The 17,637-nt window shown below is 55.3% G+C and carries 13 protein-coding genes; 2 read left to right on the forward strand and 11 right to left on the reverse strand.

What is annotated here, in order from left to right; genetic code table 11:
* Positions 1 to 5: 5 nt before the first annotated feature.
* Positions 6 to 1,232, reverse strand: coding sequence for a lytic murein transglycosylase (locus tag FHW17_RS06190; protein WP_182509429.1), 1,227 nt, complete (start codon positions 1,230 to 1,232; stop codon positions 6 to 8).
* Between the two features lie 279 nt (positions 1,233 to 1,511).
* Between FHW17_RS06190 and galU the strand changes: the two genes are divergently transcribed.
* On the forward strand, positions 1,512 to 2,414 hold the full coding sequence (gene galU / locus FHW17_RS06195; protein ID WP_091878258.1) for a UTP--glucose-1-phosphate uridylyltransferase GalU: 903 nt from the start codon (positions 1,512 to 1,514) through the stop codon (positions 2,412 to 2,414).
* A 187-nt stretch (positions 2,415 to 2,601) separates the two neighbouring features.
* Here the strand turns inward: galU and FHW17_RS06200 are convergent, their stop codons facing one another.
* The gene (locus tag FHW17_RS06200) at positions 2,602 to 4,281 is read right to left on the reverse strand and encodes an outer membrane beta-barrel protein (RefSeq protein WP_182509430.1); all 1,680 of its coding nucleotides are present in this window, start codon (positions 4,279 to 4,281) and stop codon (positions 2,602 to 2,604) included.
* A 238-nt stretch (positions 4,282 to 4,519) separates the two neighbouring features.
* Here FHW17_RS06200 and FHW17_RS06205 point away from each other — a divergent pair, with 238 nt between their 5' ends.
* Positions 4,520 to 5,515 carry a KpsF/GutQ family sugar-phosphate isomerase gene (locus FHW17_RS06205; RefSeq protein ID WP_182509655.1) on the forward strand — a complete coding sequence of 332 codons (996 nt, stop codon included), beginning with the start codon at positions 4,520 to 4,522 and terminating at the stop codon, positions 5,513 to 5,515.
* Between the two features lie 79 nt (positions 5,516 to 5,594).
* Here FHW17_RS06205 and FHW17_RS06210 read toward each other — a convergent pair whose 3' ends face one another.
* From FHW17_RS06210 to FHW17_RS06250, 9 genes are all read right to left on the reverse strand, one after another.
* Positions 5,595 to 6,056 carry an NfeD family protein gene (locus FHW17_RS06210; RefSeq protein ID WP_112528853.1) on the reverse strand — a complete coding sequence of 154 codons (462 nt, stop codon included), beginning with the start codon at positions 6,054 to 6,056 and terminating at the stop codon, positions 5,595 to 5,597.
* A 24-nt stretch (positions 6,057 to 6,080) separates the two neighbouring features.
* The gene (locus tag FHW17_RS06215; protein WP_112528851.1) at positions 6,081 to 7,094 is read right to left on the reverse strand and encodes an SPFH domain-containing protein; all 1,014 of its coding nucleotides are present in this window, start codon (positions 7,092 to 7,094) and stop codon (positions 6,081 to 6,083) included.
* A gap of 133 nt (positions 7,095 to 7,227) precedes the next feature.
* On the reverse strand, positions 7,228 to 8,277 hold the full coding sequence (gene hemH / locus FHW17_RS06220) for a ferrochelatase (RefSeq protein WP_182509431.1): 1,050 nt from the start codon (positions 8,275 to 8,277) through the stop codon (positions 7,228 to 7,230).
* A 193-nt stretch (positions 8,278 to 8,470) separates the two neighbouring features.
* The gene (locus FHW17_RS06225; RefSeq protein ID WP_182509432.1) at positions 8,471 to 10,363 is read right to left on the reverse strand and encodes a 5'-nucleotidase C-terminal domain-containing protein; all 1,893 of its coding nucleotides are present in this window, start codon (positions 10,361 to 10,363) and stop codon (positions 8,471 to 8,473) included.
* 173 nt (positions 10,364 to 10,536) lie between these two features.
* On the reverse strand, positions 10,537 to 10,926 hold the full coding sequence (locus tag FHW17_RS06230; RefSeq protein ID WP_112528845.1) for a hypothetical protein: 390 nt from the start codon (positions 10,924 to 10,926) through the stop codon (positions 10,537 to 10,539).
* Positions 10,927 to 11,020: 94 nt separating this feature from the next.
* Entirely contained in the window at positions 11,021 to 11,623 is a 603-nt protein-coding gene (locus tag FHW17_RS06235) for a LysE family transporter (RefSeq protein ID WP_113097724.1), read from the reverse strand.
* A 1,377-nt stretch (positions 11,624 to 13,000) separates the two neighbouring features.
* Positions 13,001 to 14,443: a homospermidine synthase gene (locus FHW17_RS06240; RefSeq protein WP_112530155.1), complete on the reverse strand. Its 1,443-nt coding sequence runs from the start codon at positions 14,441 to 14,443 to the stop codon at positions 13,001 to 13,003.
* A gap of 152 nt (positions 14,444 to 14,595) precedes the next feature.
* Positions 14,596 to 15,492, reverse strand: a complete 897-nt coding sequence (locus FHW17_RS06245; protein ID WP_182509433.1) for a DUF3445 domain-containing protein — start codon at positions 15,490 to 15,492, stop codon at positions 14,596 to 14,598.
* A gap of 2 nt (positions 15,493 to 15,494) precedes the next feature.
* Entirely contained in the window at positions 15,495 to 17,354 is a 1,860-nt protein-coding gene (locus FHW17_RS06250) for a M3 family oligoendopeptidase (RefSeq protein ID WP_182509434.1), read from the reverse strand.
* Between the last annotated feature and the right edge of the window lie 283 nt (positions 17,355 to 17,637).

Below are 17,637 nucleotides of genomic sequence, written 5' to 3' on the forward strand. Positions count from 1 at the left end.
AAACCTTATCGCTTGCGGATAACGGTCAACACTTCCTTGCTGGGATGACCATCCGGATCAAGGCCCATGCGCTTCTGGAATGCCTGAATGGCATTTCGTGAGCTGGAGCCGATTTTTCCGTCCACTTCGCCATCATAATAGCCCAGCGCGCGCAAATGTGTCTGCAATTCTTCGCGCTCCTTCATCGATATTGGTGTGAAGGGGCGATTCCAGTCCTGACGCAGGGCCGGTGCGCCGCCGATCTGATCGGCGAGAAGACCGACAGCAAGCGCGTATTTATCAGCATTGTTGTAGTTCTTGAGGACCGAGAAATTCTTGGTCATCAGGAAGGCGGGACCTTCACGGCCATCAAGAACCTTGAGCTGTGCCTTTTCGCCGCCGCGCGGGAAGGGTTTGCCATTGGCCCTGACAACACCGAGGCTCTGCCATTCCGCCATCGTGCGCGAACCGGCAGGGAATTTGCGTCCGGCTGGCAGTGTCACCTCATAACCCCAGGTCCGGCCGGATTCCCAACCATTCTTGGCCAGAAGGTTGGCGGCTGTCGCCAGCGCATCGGGAATGGAGGTCCAGATATCACGTTTGCCGTTGCCATCCATATCCACGGCATAGGCCAGATAGCTGGTAGGAATGAACTGCGTATGGCCAAGCGCACCCGCCCACGAACCGGTCAGATGGCTGCGGTCAATATCGCCAGTCTGCAGGATTTTCATGGCAGCAATCAGCTGCGTGCGGGCATATTTTGCCCGGCGCTGATCGGCATAGGCAAGGGTTGCAAGCGAGCGAACTGCATCGCGCATGATGTCAGGGCGCTGCATGGCTTCGCCGTAGTTGGTCTCCATGGACCAGATTGCCAGGAGAACGTTGCGGTCAACGCCGTAATTTTTCTCAATGGAGCTAAGCCAGCGGCTGTATTTGCGCGCCATGTCGCGGCCGGTGGTGATGGAGTGTTCATTGACGCGATTGTCAACATAGTCCCAGACAGGAGCAACAAATTCCGGCTGGTATGAAGCCTTCTGCAGGACCTCAGGATCAATTTCCGTTATACCGGCAAAGGCACGCTGGAACGTTGATGCGGAAATACCGCTCTGCATGGCAGTCGTGCGGAAGCCTGCAATCCAACCCTGAAATTTTGCATCGGCGGAGGCGCTCGTCGCCGTTACTGCAAAACCCAGGCTCGCGGTTGCGGCCAAAATCATGATGCGCTTTGCGAAAGCCGACGGACTCTCAAACATGTTGTCTCCTTGAACTGTGTTGCCACCTATTCCGGTCAAACGATAAATTACGCACATCAAAGTTAGGAATTAGTTTACCATGCGTGGCGGGCAGGCGCCATTTCGTTCATGTGAATGGGCTTTTCTTCAGACAAAGTGCCTAATATTTGGCCATTCATGCGCGAACATTACCAAGCGAAAAGAATGTTTATTGCGCCGCACAAACTATTTTCATTCTTTGCGGTTCAAATGTCCATTACCAATGTTAACTGAATGTAGTGCAGAGATGGGGAGCATATTGTGACCACAGCGAAAAAAATCCGCAAAGCCGTTCTTCCAGTCGCCGGTTTTGGTACCCGCGTTCTTCCGGCAACCAAATCCATTCCCAAAGAAATGCTGACGGTCGTTGACAAGCCGGTCATTCAGTATGTGGTGGATGAAGCCCGCGAGGCCGGGATTGAGCATTTCATTTTCGTGACCGGCCGCAACAAGGCGGTTATCGAAGATTATTTCGATGCGCAGTACGAGCTTTACGCGACGCTTGCCGAGCGGGGAAAGACTGCCCTGCTTGACGAATTGCAGGGTATTCAGCCGGGACCGGGAACAACAAGCTTTACCCGCCAGCAGGTGCCGATGGGACTTGGCCATGCGGTATGGTGCGCGCGCGATATCGTCGGCGACGAGCCTTTCGCGCTGCTTCTGCCAGATATGATCATGCAGCCGGAGAAGAAGGGCTGCCTCGCCGATATGGTGGAACTCTACAATCAGGCTGGCGGCAATATTGTTGCCGTGCAGGAATGCGATCCCGAAGAAGCTCACAAATATGGTATTGTCGGCAAGGGCAAAGATGTCGGCAATGGCTTTGAGCTGACCGAGATGGTCGAAAAGCCAGCCAAGGGTACCGCACCGTCCAATCTCTATATTAATGGCCGCTATATCCTGCAGCCGGAGATTTTTGATATTCTGGAACATCAGGAACGCGGTGCGGGCAATGAAATTCAGCTGACTGACGGTATGTTGAAACTGGCCAAGCAGCAGGATTTCTTCGGTTATCACTTCCGTGGGCGCACCTATGATACGGGCTCCAAGGAAGGTTTTGTCGAAGCCAATGTGGCGTTTGCGCTGTGGCGCAATGATATTCGTAATGGTGTTATCGACAATATCGGCAACATGCTGAAGACGATTCAACCGCGCAAGGATTGAGGTGTTGGGGGGAGTTTAGACGCGATGGTTTTGCCAAGTCTCACCCCCCTCTGTCCTGTCGGACTACCGGGGCGAGACCCGTGGCTCGCCCCGGTAGTCCGACAGGACAGAGGGGGGTGTGAATACCTCATCCCTACCGCTGCTCCGCAGCGACCCTCTGCGTCACTCTGCTTTAACAAAAACGAATCTATCGCTGCAGCGTCAGTCCCATGTAAACACTGCTTTCCGTGGTCTGGCGGGTATCGACCTCACTGCGCGTTATGCGGTGGCGGGCGCTCACATCAAGCCCGAGGAAACGGTTGAACCAGTAGGTTGCACCGACCTCCGCCCCAAAACCCTTGTCGAGACCGCTGCCATCCTTGTTGTCGCGCAGGGATGCGGTGAGTTCCGCATTGACGCTCAGATTGGAACGGATCTGGCGTTTGATGCCGAGCCTTCCCTCATAAAAGATAGAGCCGCTATCATTGGGCGCTGTCGCGCCCTCGACGCGGGTCAGCAGGCCAAGATTTACGTCCGTCCCGCGCTGCGGCGACCATTTGATTGCCCCGTCGACGCTGACACCATCGACATCCGATAGCCTGTTGTCGTCGATACCCTGCCGTAGATAGCCAAGGGCCAGTTCGCCGGAAAGTTTTTCACCAAAATCCGCCTCGATACCGCCGCGCAGGGCGGTACGCAAACCGGAGCGGCGGTACCCGTTGGAGTCCTCGGTCTGATCATACATCAGCTTGCCGATTTCAACTTCGGCGAAGGGCTTGATAGCCGGTGACATTTCAAAGCCGCCACGCAGGGCGATGCTGGCAAAGGTGTTGTCGCGGTCCTTCTGGCTGATCGTCGTTCCGTCAGGAAATTCCGCCTTTCCATAGGTTGTATGGTCGACTTTGCCCTTTACCTCGCCGAAGAACCGGCCAAATTCATGCCGCACGCCCAATGTGGCATCGAGTTCCTGCACGGCGGGCCGGTTCGATGCGCCGATAACCGCTGTTGGTGCGCTGGCATCTTCCTGCCGGTAGCGGTAGCCGCCTTCGCCCGTTACGGTTGTCCGTTCGCCAAGATCAAGCTTGAAGCCGCCGCGCAGCCCAATATTCGGTGCCGAATAGTCTTCGCCGGAAATCGTCTTGTCGTAGGTGCCGTCAAAGTCGAGAAAGGCAGAATGGCGCGACCAATCGGTGGTAGCGCGCATGCGCAGCCGGGTTTCCGACAGAACAGCGCTTTTGCCATCGGAACTTTCGTCAGCATTTGTCGTGGCGCGAATACCCTGCGAGATGGAGGGCCGGAGTGTGACAGTGCCCACCCTGATGCCAAGAGGCGCAAAGGGTTCAGGGTCCGGCTTCACGAAGCGGCGCTCAATTGCGGCTTCAGGTAAATTATCCTTGTCGGCGCGCTGCGCTTTGGGGTTGCCAGTGGTCTCGTCTTCCAGCGCGCCGGTTGTCAGCGCATCGGGTGTCTGACCGGGCCGCAATGGTCGCTGGCCCGGACGTGTCCGCTGTGTTGCCGCTGTCGTGCGATCGGCGGGAAGCGGAATCTGCGCAGGCACCGTGGCTGGCGGAGGGTTGAGACCGCCGCTGTTATCCACAGGTCCGGATGGCGGCGAGCCGTCGTTCACCGGTACGCCTGTCAGTCCAAGATTGCCCGCATCATCATCGGGCAGTGCTCCGGGGCTGACAGGCTGATAGGGAGTTGACGGAATACCATCATTGCTGCCGGGGGCGGGCGCCGGCGTCGATGGATTGGCCGCGGGCCGTATGGCAGGACGGGGCGGGGTATTCTGTTGAGTTTGCAGGACATTTTCATCCACAGGCCCGCGCAGAGGCGTCGCCTGCTGGGCAAAAGCTGCTCCGCCTGCGGCAAACGCAACGCTGCTCATCAACCCTGTCCACAGACAGAAGTTGATCACAGACTTGAAGCTGCCGCTGCGGGGCGGTGCTTCGATGCGTGGTTGCCGATGATGCATGAATGAGCATTGCCAATGAGTTCGAACCTTTCCGGATGGTAAACTGTCATGGTTAATGACTGGTTTCCGGGTGCAGAATGCCCTGATGTTTGAGAGCCCGCTCACAACAAAAAATGGACAGCGCGTCAGCAAAGCGCTAACGGTTCTGGCCATGCAGGCAATAAACGACACCAAACTCGACAAATCCGCAGCGATCGATTCAGCAAAGCGGACAATTTCAACCGAGAGAGACGGGCTGAGCGCATTGCGCGAAGCGCTGGATGGAAGTCTGGCTGATGCTTTCGCTCGAGCTGTTGAGAGCATTGCAGCGGTCCGTGGCAGAATTATCGTAACAGGCGTTGGTAAGAGCGGCCACATCGGTGCCAAGATCGCCGCCACGTTTGCTTCGACAGGCACTCCTGCATTTTTCGTGCATCCAGCCGAGGCCAATCATGGCGATCTCGGCATGATTGGCAGTGACGATGCTATTCTCGCAATCTCCTGGTCGGGTGATACGGCAGAACTTAAAGGTATCGTCAGCTATTCCAGACGATTCCGTATTCCGCTTATCGCCTTGACGGCGGGTGAAAACTCGGCGCTGGCAACGGCCGCAGACGTGGTGCTGTTGCTGCCAAAAATTACCGAAGCATGCCCGCATGGGCTTGCGCCGACTACATCGCCACTCGTGCAACTGGCCGTAGGGGATGCGATTGCCATCGCTCTTCTTGAGGCGCGCGGTTTCACGGCTATCGATTTCAAGACATTCCATCCGGGCGGATCGCTGGGCGCGAGCCTGACCCATGTGCGCGAGATCATGCATCGCGGTGATAAAATTCCGCTGGTTCCGCTGGGAACCTCCATACCCGATGCCATGAAGGTACTGTCGGATAAGCGCTTTGGCTGTATTGCCGTGCAGAATGATGATGGCTCGCTGGCCGGAATCATCACCGATGGCGATCTGTCGCGCAATCTTCATCGCAATCTGGTGGGCATGAAGGTTGAGGAAGTGATGACGCGCAATCCGAAAACCGTGCCGACAAGCATGCTCGCAAGTGCGGCTCTTGCGCTGCTCAATGAATATAATATCGGCGCGCTGATTGTCACCGAGGACAATTTCCCCGTCGGTATCGTGCATTTCCACGATCTGCTGCGGATCGGTGCCGCCTAAGGGCTGCAGGGGTTATTGCGCGTGGTTCGTGGGTTCGTGGTTGTTATGTCGAACCACGAACCACCATCGCGCAATCAACTCAAACCGCTTCCACCGTCAGCGTTCCCTGATCGGTTCCGGTAATTCTCACCTGGCTGCCAGCGGCAAGGTCAGGGCCTTTGACACGCCAGAGGCTGTCGCCAATCCGTGCGCGTCCGCGCCCGTTGACCGTTGCTTCCTCAAGCACCACGATCTGGCCGATCAGCTGTTCATTGCGCCGGTTGAGCAGCGGTTCATCCGTGGGCACATCGGTTGCACCCATAAACCGCCGCCCGATGAACACCGAAATCACCGACAGAATCAGAAACAGGATGATCTGGATCTGCCAGCCAATGGCGAATAGCGGTCCAAGCACGAGGATCGTCAGGAAGCCGACGATAATGGCGGCGATACCGAACCATAGAAGGAAGATACCCGGCGCTGCCACTTCAAAAATAAGCAGGGCAAAACCGAGCACCACCCAGTTCCAGGGACCGAGTTCGTAGAAGAGATGTTCCAACATCAGTGCAACTCCTCCGCTGGTTGGTTATGACGACTGGCCGGAACCACCTGTGGTGCCCGGAACGGTGCGTCCGCGCGTCGGCTGTGCCGGGCTTGCTGCCCGCTCAGTGGTCTGCGCTGCATCGCCAAAGACTTCCTTGGCAATGGCACCAATGCCGCCCAGCGTTCCGACCAGTGACGATGCTTCCATCGGCATCAGAATGAGTTTCTGGTTGTTGCTGGTTGCGAATTTACCGAAAGCCTCGGTGTATTTCTGGGCGACGAAGTAGTTGATTGCCTGCACGTTACCATTGCTGATCGCCGCCGAAACAAGCTCGGTCGCTTTGGCTTCCGCCTGTGCCAGACGTTCACGGCCTTCGGCCTCGCGATAGGCGGCTTCACGCTTGCCCTCCGCTTCAAGAATTTGTGCCTGTTTCAGGCCCTCGGCGCGCAGGATTTGCGCCGCGCGGTTGCCTTCTGCTTCCAGAACCAATGCACGCTTTTCACGTTCCGCCTTCATCTGGCGGGCCATGGAATCGAGCAAATCCTTGGGTGGGTTAATGTCCTTGATCTCGACACGGGTCATCTTGATGCCCCAGGAATGGGCAGCCTCGTCCACCACACGCAGGAGGCGGTCATTGATTGCATCGCGGTTGGACAGGAGTTCATCGAGGTCCATCGAGCCCATGACCGTACGGATATTGGTCATGGTGAGGTTCAAAATGGCGTTCTGCAATCCGCTGACCTGATAGGCGGCCTGCGGTGCATTGAGAATCTGATAGAAGGCGATACCGTCGACAGCGATATTGGCATTGTCCTTGGTGATGACTTCCTGTGTCTGAACATCCAGCACCTGTTCCATCATGTTCAGCTTGGCGCCGATACGATCAAAGAATGGAACAATAAGGCTAAGGCCGGGCGCGAGAGTACGGGTATACCTGCCAAAACGCTCGATCGTATAATTATAACCTTGGGGTACGGTTTTTACGCCAGCAAAAAGGACGACCAGCACCAGAACAACCAGTACCGGAATGGTAAAATCAAAACCGTTGAACGGCATTATACTCTCCCTTGCGTGACATCAGGACCAATGTCATCTCGTATCATTGCCCTTTGCAGGGGCAATGCCAAGATAGACTAAAGTCTTAATCTCAGAAAGGCTTGAGCATCAATTATACAGGGGTTCCACCCGTTCAGATCCAGCCCTGCAATTCGCGCCGGACCAGCTCTTCAATCACCTTCATGCCCTCGTCGGAATCGTTGAGGCAGGGGATATGCGTGAAGTTGACGCCGCCACTGTCACGGAAGGTTTTCCCGGCTTCAACGGCAATTTCCTCCAGCGTTTCCAGACAGTCGGCCACAAAGCCGGGATTGAAAACGGCAATGGATTTCACGCCTTCCCGGCCAAGTTTTTCAACTGTCTTGTCCGTATAGGGCTGCATCCACTCTTCAGGCCCGAAGCGGGACTGGAAACAGGTGATCAGCTTCTTCTCGTCCCAACCCAGCCGCTCGCGCAACAGCCGCGTCGTCTTCCAGCAATGGCAGGGATAGGGATCGCCGCGCTTGAAATAGCTTTGCGGGATGCCATGATAGGAGGCAATGACCACTTCAGGCTCGAAATCGAGCGTGGCGAAATGCTTCTCGATCGAGACCGCAAGCGCGTCAATGTAAACAGCCTCATCCTGATAGGATGGCACGGTGCGTGTCGCCGGCATGAAGCGCATCTTGATCAGCGCCTCGAAGAATTTGTCGTTCACGGTTGCCGTCGTCGTTGCCGAATATTGCGGATAGAGCGGGAACATGACGATGCGCTTGCAGCCTTGGCTGTCAAGCCGCCGCAGAGCCTCTTCAATCGAGGGTTGTCCATAGCGCATGCCCCAGTCGACGATCACATCAGGGTGCGATGACAGGGCCGCCGCCAGCTTTTCGCTCTGCGCGCGGGTATAGGTACGCAGCGGCGATTCATTGCGCTCGCGGTTCCAGATCTTGTCGTAAAGGGCACCAGATTTTTTCGGGCGGGTATTCAGAACAATGCCGTAAAGCACCGGCAGCCAGATGGCGCGCGGCCATTCGATGACGCGTTTGTCGGATAGGAATTCCCTGAGGTAACGGCGCATGGAGGTGACATCGGTGCCATCCGGCGTACCCAGATTGACAAGAAGAACGCCGATTTTTGACGTTTCGATGCGCGGATGGTCGCCGGGCTGCTCTTTTGCCACACCAACCTCACCAGACATCGTCATCTCTTTCAACTCCTGCTTTGCGGTTGGAACCTAGTGGTGAAGGCCGGGATTGCAAGGGCGCGAAAAGACGCAGCGATAGGGGGTAAATTGCGTTCCAGAGCACAAATCAGGCCAGATATGAAAGAACCCGGCACAACATTCAAGTTGTACCGGGTTCAAAATGCGTGCCTAGGACCGTTTGTCCTAGCCGAAGCTATTTCGGCGGGATTTTCATTTCACTGCCGATGGGCAGCTTCATGGCGATCATTTTCGGATTGGCGTCTGCCAGTTTTTTCCAGTCGAAACCGTTGCCATAAACCTGCTTGGCAATGTTCCAGAAATTGTCGCCGCGCTTGATCGTATAGGTGGATGGTGTCGCTGCGGCTGTCTTTTTCAGGGTGAGCAACGCGATTTTAGCGGCAGGCTTGGCCGGTTCCGCAGTGGGCTTGGCTGGCGGAGCCGGATCATTTGCTGTGGGTACTGCTTGCGTGGCAGCGGCAAGAACCGTTATCCGGCCATCCGTATAGGGCTTGTACGGCGTGTTTTTGGCCAGATAGTCGGAAACCACCGCTTCAAGGCCGGGGCCGAAATCATAGGCATTAACGGCATTGGTGGCGAAAATCTTGTAGCCGTCACCACCCGCCCGCATATAGTTGTTGGAGACAACACCATAGGTTGCCGCTGCATCAATAGGCTTCCAGTTATCGCCATCGCGCACTTCAACCGCCGATATGCGCTGGCCAACTGGCTTTGATACGTCGAAAGCGTATTTAAGGCCGGAAACCTGCGCGAAACGGCCCGCACCCTGATCAATCTGGCTGACGCCATTTTCAAGCGCGACCACCACATCAGCACCCTTCAGCTGGAAGGTCGACAATGTGTTCTGGAAGGGCAGGACCGTCAGCACTTCGCCCATTGTCACATCACCCGCATCAATCGAGGCGCGCAGACCGCCGCCATTGATAATGGCAATGGTCATGCCCTGATCCTTAACCCGGTCGACCATGGCATCGGCAACAAGGTTGCCCATGGAACATTCGACAGCGCGGCAGACTTCACGCGCGGCTTCAATGACGCCGCTGGATTCAGCCACTTTCAGGGCTTTGAGGGCCTCGATCGGCTTGGCGAGTTCCTTCACCCGCGCAAGATAGGCGGGGTCTGGCACAACGGAAGAATCGAGCAGGATCGGCGCGCCTTCGCTTTTAATGACATTGCCGTCATCATCGAAGGTCACTTTCAATTCACCGAGATATTTGGAATAGGATTTGGCCTGAACGATGGGCACATCACGGCCGGATGGTCCCTTGACCAATGTGGGATAGGGACCAAGAGCCTGCGGATCGGTGTTCGACAGCAGCGTATGGCTGTGGCCGCCAACGATCACATCGATACCATCCACGGCGGCGGCGATCTCCTTGTCCTTGACATAGCCATCATGGTTGAGGGCGATGATCTTGTTGACGCCTTCGGCTTTCAGCGCCTCGACTTCTTTTTTCAGGGTTTCGATTTCGTCGGCAAACTTAACAGTGGGTCCAGGTGTCGAGATGTCAGCGGTGTCGGTTGTGATAACCGACACAATGCCGATTTTTTGCCCGCCGATTTCCTTGATCACATAGGGTTTGTATTTGCCTGATATTGGCGAGCCTTCAGCCGCCTGCGTATTGGCCGAAATGACAGGGAATTTCACCTTGCCAAGGAATTTTGCCAGTGTATCCACGCCGTCATCAAATTCATGATTGCCGAGAGCCATGACGTCATAACCAATGCCGTTCATGAACTCGGCTGTGTCGTCACCCTTATAGGTTGTATAAAACAGCGATCCCTGAAACTCATCACCGGCATTGAGCAGGATCACATTGCCGCCATCCCTGGACAGGGCTGCCCGGCGCTCATCAACCTTGGTTTTTACCCGGGCAATGCCACCAAAACACTCGTTCTTGCTTTCCTCTTCAGCCGAGCAGGTTGAATCATATTTATTGATTGATTCCTGCCGCGAGTGGAAATCATTGATGTGAAGAATATTGAGTGTGTAGTCGGCTAGTGCTGCTCCAGCCGTCATGGTGAGGGCGGAGGTGGTGAGTAAAATTCGGGCGAGGATTTTAGACATGAAGTGTTCCCCTGTTGCGATCGCCTGATGTTGTCATCGGTCGTTGACACCTGTCTGACAGATGCGCCGATGCTTTCATTAGTTGGCGTGGCATGCAAGGGAATGGCGGCAGTTTTCGCCGCTAAACTATAGGAAGATGGTCAGCCCGGGCGGTTAGGGCTGACCAGGTGTTGTCAGCCTGTCTGGCCGCCGCGGCGCGTCAGCGAGAATTGCTGGCCCGATGATGACGTGCAGTTGAGCTGGCCCTGATTGACGAGCGCGCAATTAACCTTGGACTGTGTGCCGCGGGCAAGTGAGCGCAGGTTGATCTCAACCAGATTGGCAGAGGCAAAGCGGTAACTGCCTTCAGCCAGTTTTTCCTTGGTGTCATTGGCGCGGGTTTCAAAAACGCCGCCATTGAAGTTGGAGAAGGCAACGCCCGAAGTATCAAACCATTGGCCCTGCACGGCATCGACAGGGCGGGAAGCCTCCACCGGTCCGTTGTCCCTGATAGGGCCTGTCTGGCAAGCGCTGAGTGCCAGAGCCATGGTCGCTGCGCTGAAGGCCAGTGAAATACGTTTCATCCGATCAATCTCCTGATGAGGTTGCCTTCTTCAATGCCGCGAAAATCGAGCAAAAACAAGATATAAGTTTAATGAATTGGCGCGGAGTGCCTGATCATATCAGGGCGATAACGGTGGTTCCCGCTATGATACTGCCCATTGCGATATTGAGAAGGCGCTCGGAGCGGGGCTTCATATTGGCTTTCTGAATGATCACGCCCAACCATAGCCAGAGAATGTCGACCACCACCATCACGATGATACAGACCAGCCATTTGACGGTCACGTCGGCGGAATTATTGGCGTTGATGATAGGGTAGGACGCCATCAGGGATATGAAGGCGATGTAGGCCTTGGGGTTGGTGATACCAAGAAGAAAGCCGCCCAAAGCGGTTCCGGCAAACCCCGTATCCTGCTTGCCCGCATCCATGCCAACCGGGGCGGTAATGATGCTGTAGGCAAGATAAAGCAGATAGAGCGTTGCCAGAATTGTCATGGCGGTCATTGCCATGGGTATGGCCTGAATGATGGAAAACAGTCCGGCAGCGCTGATCCCGGCAGCAAGGGCAAGCCCGATCTGCAACCCCCCGTAAAACCCAAGCCCTCCGGCAAAGCCCTTTTCGCGGCCAACAGCAATAAGAGCGGCAATACCGGGACCGGGTGAGCCTAACAGGACAATCGCCGCGAGAGAAAATAACCCGACATTGAGAATGTTCACGAGAGTCACCCATAAAGATATAATGATTTGTTTATATGAGGATATGTACAAATTGTTATATTGTCAATTATGGGTGGATTGAGGGTTATTGCTTTGCGGTTGAGTGGTTATGAGATGACATCACCGCCCGCTTTCACCGTGAGTGGGGTCTGTTGCAGCGATTGTTGTGTATGCGTGGTTCGTGGTTCGCCCTTCGACAAGCTCGGGAAGCTCACCATGAGGGAGATGCGTGGGTTGCACAACCATTGGCGCGCCCTTCGACAAGCTCAGGATGAGGGAGATGGGTGGATTGCAATGCTAGTCGCTAACGAGTGTAGAACATGACAGCCCGCAATAGTTGCAGAACTTGGCAGCCTTCAACCTACCCCTCTCCGTCATCCTCAGTCCTCGGGTTAAACCCGAGGACTGAGGATGACGGAGAGGGGTAGGTGATGACGAAGAGGTCGGGAGCTATATTCTGCAATCTTTGCGCTGTAACACCTGTGATCTGAAATGTCGGCGATTATCTTTGCAACCCTCCATCTCCCTCATCCTGAGCTTGTCGAAGGGCGCGACAAAGGTTCTGCAATCACCTATTTTCAAAAAAATCACACCAACTTATCCAACGCCATCCCACCTCGTTTATTCTGATGGTGTCCTTTCCGGCGGGAATGCTCCGGAAAACTTCTGAAGTCAGGAAAGGATCGGTGATTTCATCTGCGGGGAGAACCCAGCCGCAGGGGAAAGGTTTTATCTCACAAGGGTAAAACCAGTCATCGGGACGGGTGATCCGGTTGTTTTCTTGACAAAACAGGAAAATATCCGGGGAACGCATGACTACACTACCAATACCAAGACTTCCGCGTTCCCCTTATGGGTCGCCCGTCTTTCCCACCTTTCAATAGCCAGACGCAAAAGCGGGCGTGGTAAAGAGGGAAATTTGCAAAACCATCGTTGCGCCCTTCGACAAGCTCAGGATGAGGGGGTGGTTTGGTTGCAAAACTAATCTTCACCATTGCAGAACTTCACTCCCCCGCAACCTACCCCACTGTCATCCTCGGGCTTGACCCGAGGACCCACGGCTAAGGAGAATAAACGAAACCGATACTCAGCAGTTATCAACATGGGTCCTCGGGTCAAGCCCGAGGATGACGGTGGGGCGGCAATGGGGTGGGTTGCGGTAGGGTGGGTTGCGGGGGAGTCAAGTTCTGCAACCTTTGCGATTCGCGTTGCATCCCTCTCCCTCATGGTTGTTATGTCGAACCACGAACCACGAACCACGAACCACGAACAAACCACGCACACTCTTTCCGCGGATACCAACCCTGTCATACACCTGCGCAGAAGCAAAAACGGCAACCCTGGGGTTGCCGTTTTTTAATAATGCACGAGGATGTTTCAATGCACGAGGATGTTGCGGAACTGCCAGGGGTCGCTGGTGTCGATATCTTCCTTGAAGAAACCGGGGCGGTTTTCCAGCGGTGTCCAGTCCGTATAATGTCCCTTGAGCGGGCCGAGATAGGGCTTCTGGATTTCAAGGCAGCGGCGGAAATCGATTTCGTCGGTTTCAACGATACCGGCTTCCGGATTTTCCAGCGCCCAGACCATGCCGGACAAAACCGCCGAACTGACCTGCAGACCCGTCGCATTCTGGTAAGGCGCCATCTTCCGCGCTTCCTCGATCGTCAGCTGTGAGCCATACCAGTAAGCATTCTTGTCATGGCCATAGAGCAGCACGCCAAGCTCATCCGCGCCATCAACGATCTCGGATTCTTCCAGAACGTGATGGATCGGCTGGGGCTGGCCAGCGGCACCGAACATTTCGTCAAGCGACAGCGTTGCCACATTGGACGGATGATAGGCGTAGTGGCAGGTTGGCCGGTAAGCAGCCTTGCCCTTCTTGTCGAAGACCGTGAAGAAATCCGCAATGGAGATTGCTTCATTGTGGGTGACAAGCAGGCCGAACTGCGGTCCCTCGGTGGGGCACCAGGTGCGGATGCGGGTATCGGCGCCGGGCTGTTCGAGGAAGATTGCCGCCTTGTTGCCCTTCTTCTGCTTGCGGGCGTTCTTGGGTAGCCATTTCTCGTGGGTGCCCCAGCCAAGCTCTGCCGGCTGCAAGCCTTCGGAAATGAAACCGTCAACCGACCATGTGTTCCAGAATACACCAAACGGCTTTGGACCGCTCGCGCGCTGCGTGTCGCGCTCGGCAATATGGATACCCTTGATACCGGTCTTGCGCATCAGGCGCGCCCAGCCATCGCGATCATCGCGCGCTGGTTCGGCGTGTTCGATGCCCATGTCCTTGGCAAGATTGACCATGGCCTGTTTGACAAACCACGAGACCATGCCGGGATTGGCACCGCTGCATGATACAGCGGTCGGGCCGCCGGGCTTGCGGCGCTTTTCGGCCAGCAGCGTTTCGCGCAGGGCATAATTGGTGCGCTTGGCATTGTCGCCGCCTGCATAATAAAAACCGGCCCATGGCTCGATAACCGTGTCGATATAGAGCGAGCCAACCTTACGGCACAGGCGCATGATATCGACCGACGAGGTGTCGACGGACAGATTGACGCAAAAACCCTGACCACCGCCTGCCGTCAGCAATGGCTTCAACAGCGTCTTGTAATTTTCCTTGGTAACGGCTTCCTGAATGAAGCGGATGCCACGCTCGTCGAGCAGTTTCTTGTTGGCATCACTCGGGTCGATGACGACCACGCGGGATTTATCGAATTTGAAGTGGCGCTCTATGAGGGGCAGGGTACCCCGTCCGATGGACCCGAAACCGATCATCACGATCGGACCAGTAATTTCTCCATGTACAGGCCAATCCGCCTTCGCCATTTTTTTGCTACTCCTAATTTTTTAATCTCCATCAATGAGGGCAGCGGTTATTTCACCGCTTCAAAGAAACCATAGAGCATTGTGATGACAAAGAGCAAACAACCGTTCACCCGGAAGGGGGTAAAACTGCAACTACTGTTAATCGAAGCGCATTAAAGTGCGTTTAGTGCGTCGATCAACCGATCCCGAATGGCAATAATGCCTTTATATTGGGCTTGTGCCTCATTAAGAGACAGGAGCTGCGCAGCAAATGCTTCGGCGACAGCGCGGCATTCCGGATGTTTTTTCAGTGTGGCAACCGGATCAAGATGAATGCGGATGGTGAAGAGAATGTCGCCAGACGCGGGCAGTTTACGCAAGGTCTGGCGCTCGACGCGGACAAAGCTCTGCGCCACGATATCCTCATCCGTATAGCGCGCGCCCTTCTGGTGGCTGGAAAGCGGGTGGTAGAGATTGCCATCCGGTTGCAGCGACCAGTTCATGCGATAGACGGAGCGATCTGGCCGCAGATTGTCGAACATGCGGCTGATGAGCCCGGCATTACGCGTTCCCGTACCGAAGTCCGGTACCGGCGCATGAATCTCCTCCATAGGTCGGCCGAATTTTTCCAGAAGTGTCCATGATGAGGGGAATGAAAGCGATGCGGCAGCCAGATGCCAGCCGCGCGCGTCGTCCTTGCGCATCAGCACAAGATCTTCCTGCACCAGTTTGGCGGCGCGGTGCAGAAACGGCGCATCGGCTTTGCCAAGCGGGATCATTTCATCCCAGCCCATAATGCCGATATTCTCACCATTCCTCACATAATGCGCGGGATAGTGTTCGACGAGATGATTGCTCAAAAGGTCGAGCACTTCCTTCTGTGCTTGCGCAGTTCCCGGCTCTTCAACGAAGATTTTCTCCCCGTGCAGCCCGAACAGACGGCGCTTTTCCGCAAGATATGGCACGAGATTGCCGTCAATCTCGATCCAGTCCTTCAGATCAAGCTGGTGCAACCCTATGGTGAAGGGTTGCGCCGAACCATCATAGGGCGTGTGGGCGGGACCATGCATTCTTACGAGTCCATCGCCTCCAGCTCGTCAATAATACCTTCTATGACCGAAAGACCCTTTTGCCAGAAAGCCGGGTCTGTGGCGTCGAGGCCGAATGGTGCCAGCAGTTCCGAATGGTGCTTTGTACCGCCAGCCTTCAGCATGTCGAAATATTTCTCCTGAAAGCCCGCTTCGGCATTCTGGTAAACCGCATAGAGTGAATTGACGAGGCAATCGCCGAAAGCATAGGCATAGACGTAGAATGGCGAATGGATGAAGTGCGGAATATAGGTCCAGAAAGTCTCATAGCCGGGGCCGAACTTGATCGCTGGTCCAAGGCTTTCCTTCTGTACATCCAGCCAGATTTCGCCGATGCGGTCTGAGGTAAGTTCGCCATTGGCGCGTTCCGTATGCACCCGGCGCTCGAACAGGTAGAAGGCGATCTGGCGCACGACCGTATTGATCATGTCCTCGGCCTTCTGCGCCAGCATGGCCTTGCGTTCGCGCTTGTCCTTCGTCTTTTCCAGCAGCGAGCGGAACGTCAGCATTTCGCCGAAAACCGAAGCCGTTTCGGCCAGCGTCAGCGGTGTCGATGCCATGAGCGCACCCTGATCGCCAGCGAGCACCTGATGCACACCGTGGCCAAGTTCATGGGCAAGGGTCATGACATCGCGCGGCTTGCCCATATAGTTGAGCAGCACGTAAGGGTGGACCGAAGGCACCGTCGGGTGAGCAAAGGCACCCGGTGATTTGCCGGGGCGGGTCGGCGCATCAATCCAGTTCTTATCGAAGAAATCGCGAGCAATATCAGCCATTTCCGGGGCAAAACCGCGATAGGCCGATAGCACTGTTTCCTTGGCTTCGGTCCACGGGATCACCGCCTGCGGTGTTTCCGGCAACGGAGCGTTGCGGTCCCAATTGTTGAGATAATCAAGGCCAAGCCATTTGGCTTTCAGCGCGTAATAGCGGTGCGACAAGCGCGGATAGGCGGCCTGTACGGCTTCCGCCAGTGCATCCACCACTTCCCGTTCGACACGGTTGGCGAGGTGGCGGCTATCGGCAATATCCTGAAAACCGCGCCAGCGATCGGAAATTTCCTTGTCCTTGGACAGGGTGTTGGTGATCAGCGTGAAGGTGCGCAGATTTTCCTTGAAGGTCTTTGCCAGCGCATCGGAGGCCTTCTTGCGCACAGCGCCATCGGAATCCTGCAACATATTGAGTGTCGGCTCGAGCGCGAGGTCCTCGCCATCAACCTCAAAGCGCAGCGCCGTCATGGTTTCATCGAACAGGCGGTTCCAAGCGCCGCGACCGGTGATCGACTTTTCGTGAAAAAGCTGTTCGATCTTGTCTTCAAGCTGGTACGGCTTGTCCTTGCGCAGGTCCACCAGCCATGGGCGGTAATGGCCAATGGCTGGGTTATCATCCATCGCCTTTTCAATCGCTGCGTCGTCAATACGGTTGAGTTCAAGGCTGAAAAAGATGAGGTGGGCGCTGGCATTGGTCATCTTTTCCTGAATGTCGCCATAGAGCTTGGCGCGTTTCGGATCGGATGTATCGCCCGCATAAACAAGACCGGCATAGGAGACGATCTTGCTGATCAGTTCATCCAGCGCCTCGAATTCCTTAATGGCTTCAGCAAAGTTGCCACCTTTGGGCTTTGCCGCTTCGTCAGCCAGATTGCCTTTCCAGCGATTGGCAAACAGCACGGCTAGCTCATCGGCCTTTTTCAGATCTGCTTTCAACTCGCTGCTATCGGCGGAGTGATAAAGATCGGCAAGGTTCCATTCGGGCAGGGTGCCCAAAGCGGTCTGTTCGGCTTTCGCGGTTGCTGCGCCCGACTTTCCGGCGGCGGCGTATGGATAATGGCGGCTGTGGATATTCATTTAAGCACCGTTTTTTGCGTGTCTGCAGCTTGTTCAAATGCGAATCATGGAGGATAGTTTCGATAAGCTAAAGCTTAAAAGTTCATCTGTGTTTGTTCCAGTAGCGTATTCTTTGGTTACAAAACGTGCATGGTTAAGACCTATGAAGGGTGGATTCTATCACCAAAACGTCTTAATTGTGCTGTTAACCATCCGTTGACCATGTCTTAAATCAGCTCTTTGCGCTTCGGTTTTTGCCATGCTCTCAACGTATTTGTTCTTCAATAAGTGACCATTAACCATT

The sequence above is a fragment of the Phyllobacterium sp. P30BS-XVII genome (genome assembly GCF_014138335.1).
Classification (GTDB): Bacteria; Pseudomonadota; Alphaproteobacteria; order Rhizobiales; family Rhizobiaceae; genus Phyllobacterium; species Phyllobacterium meliloti.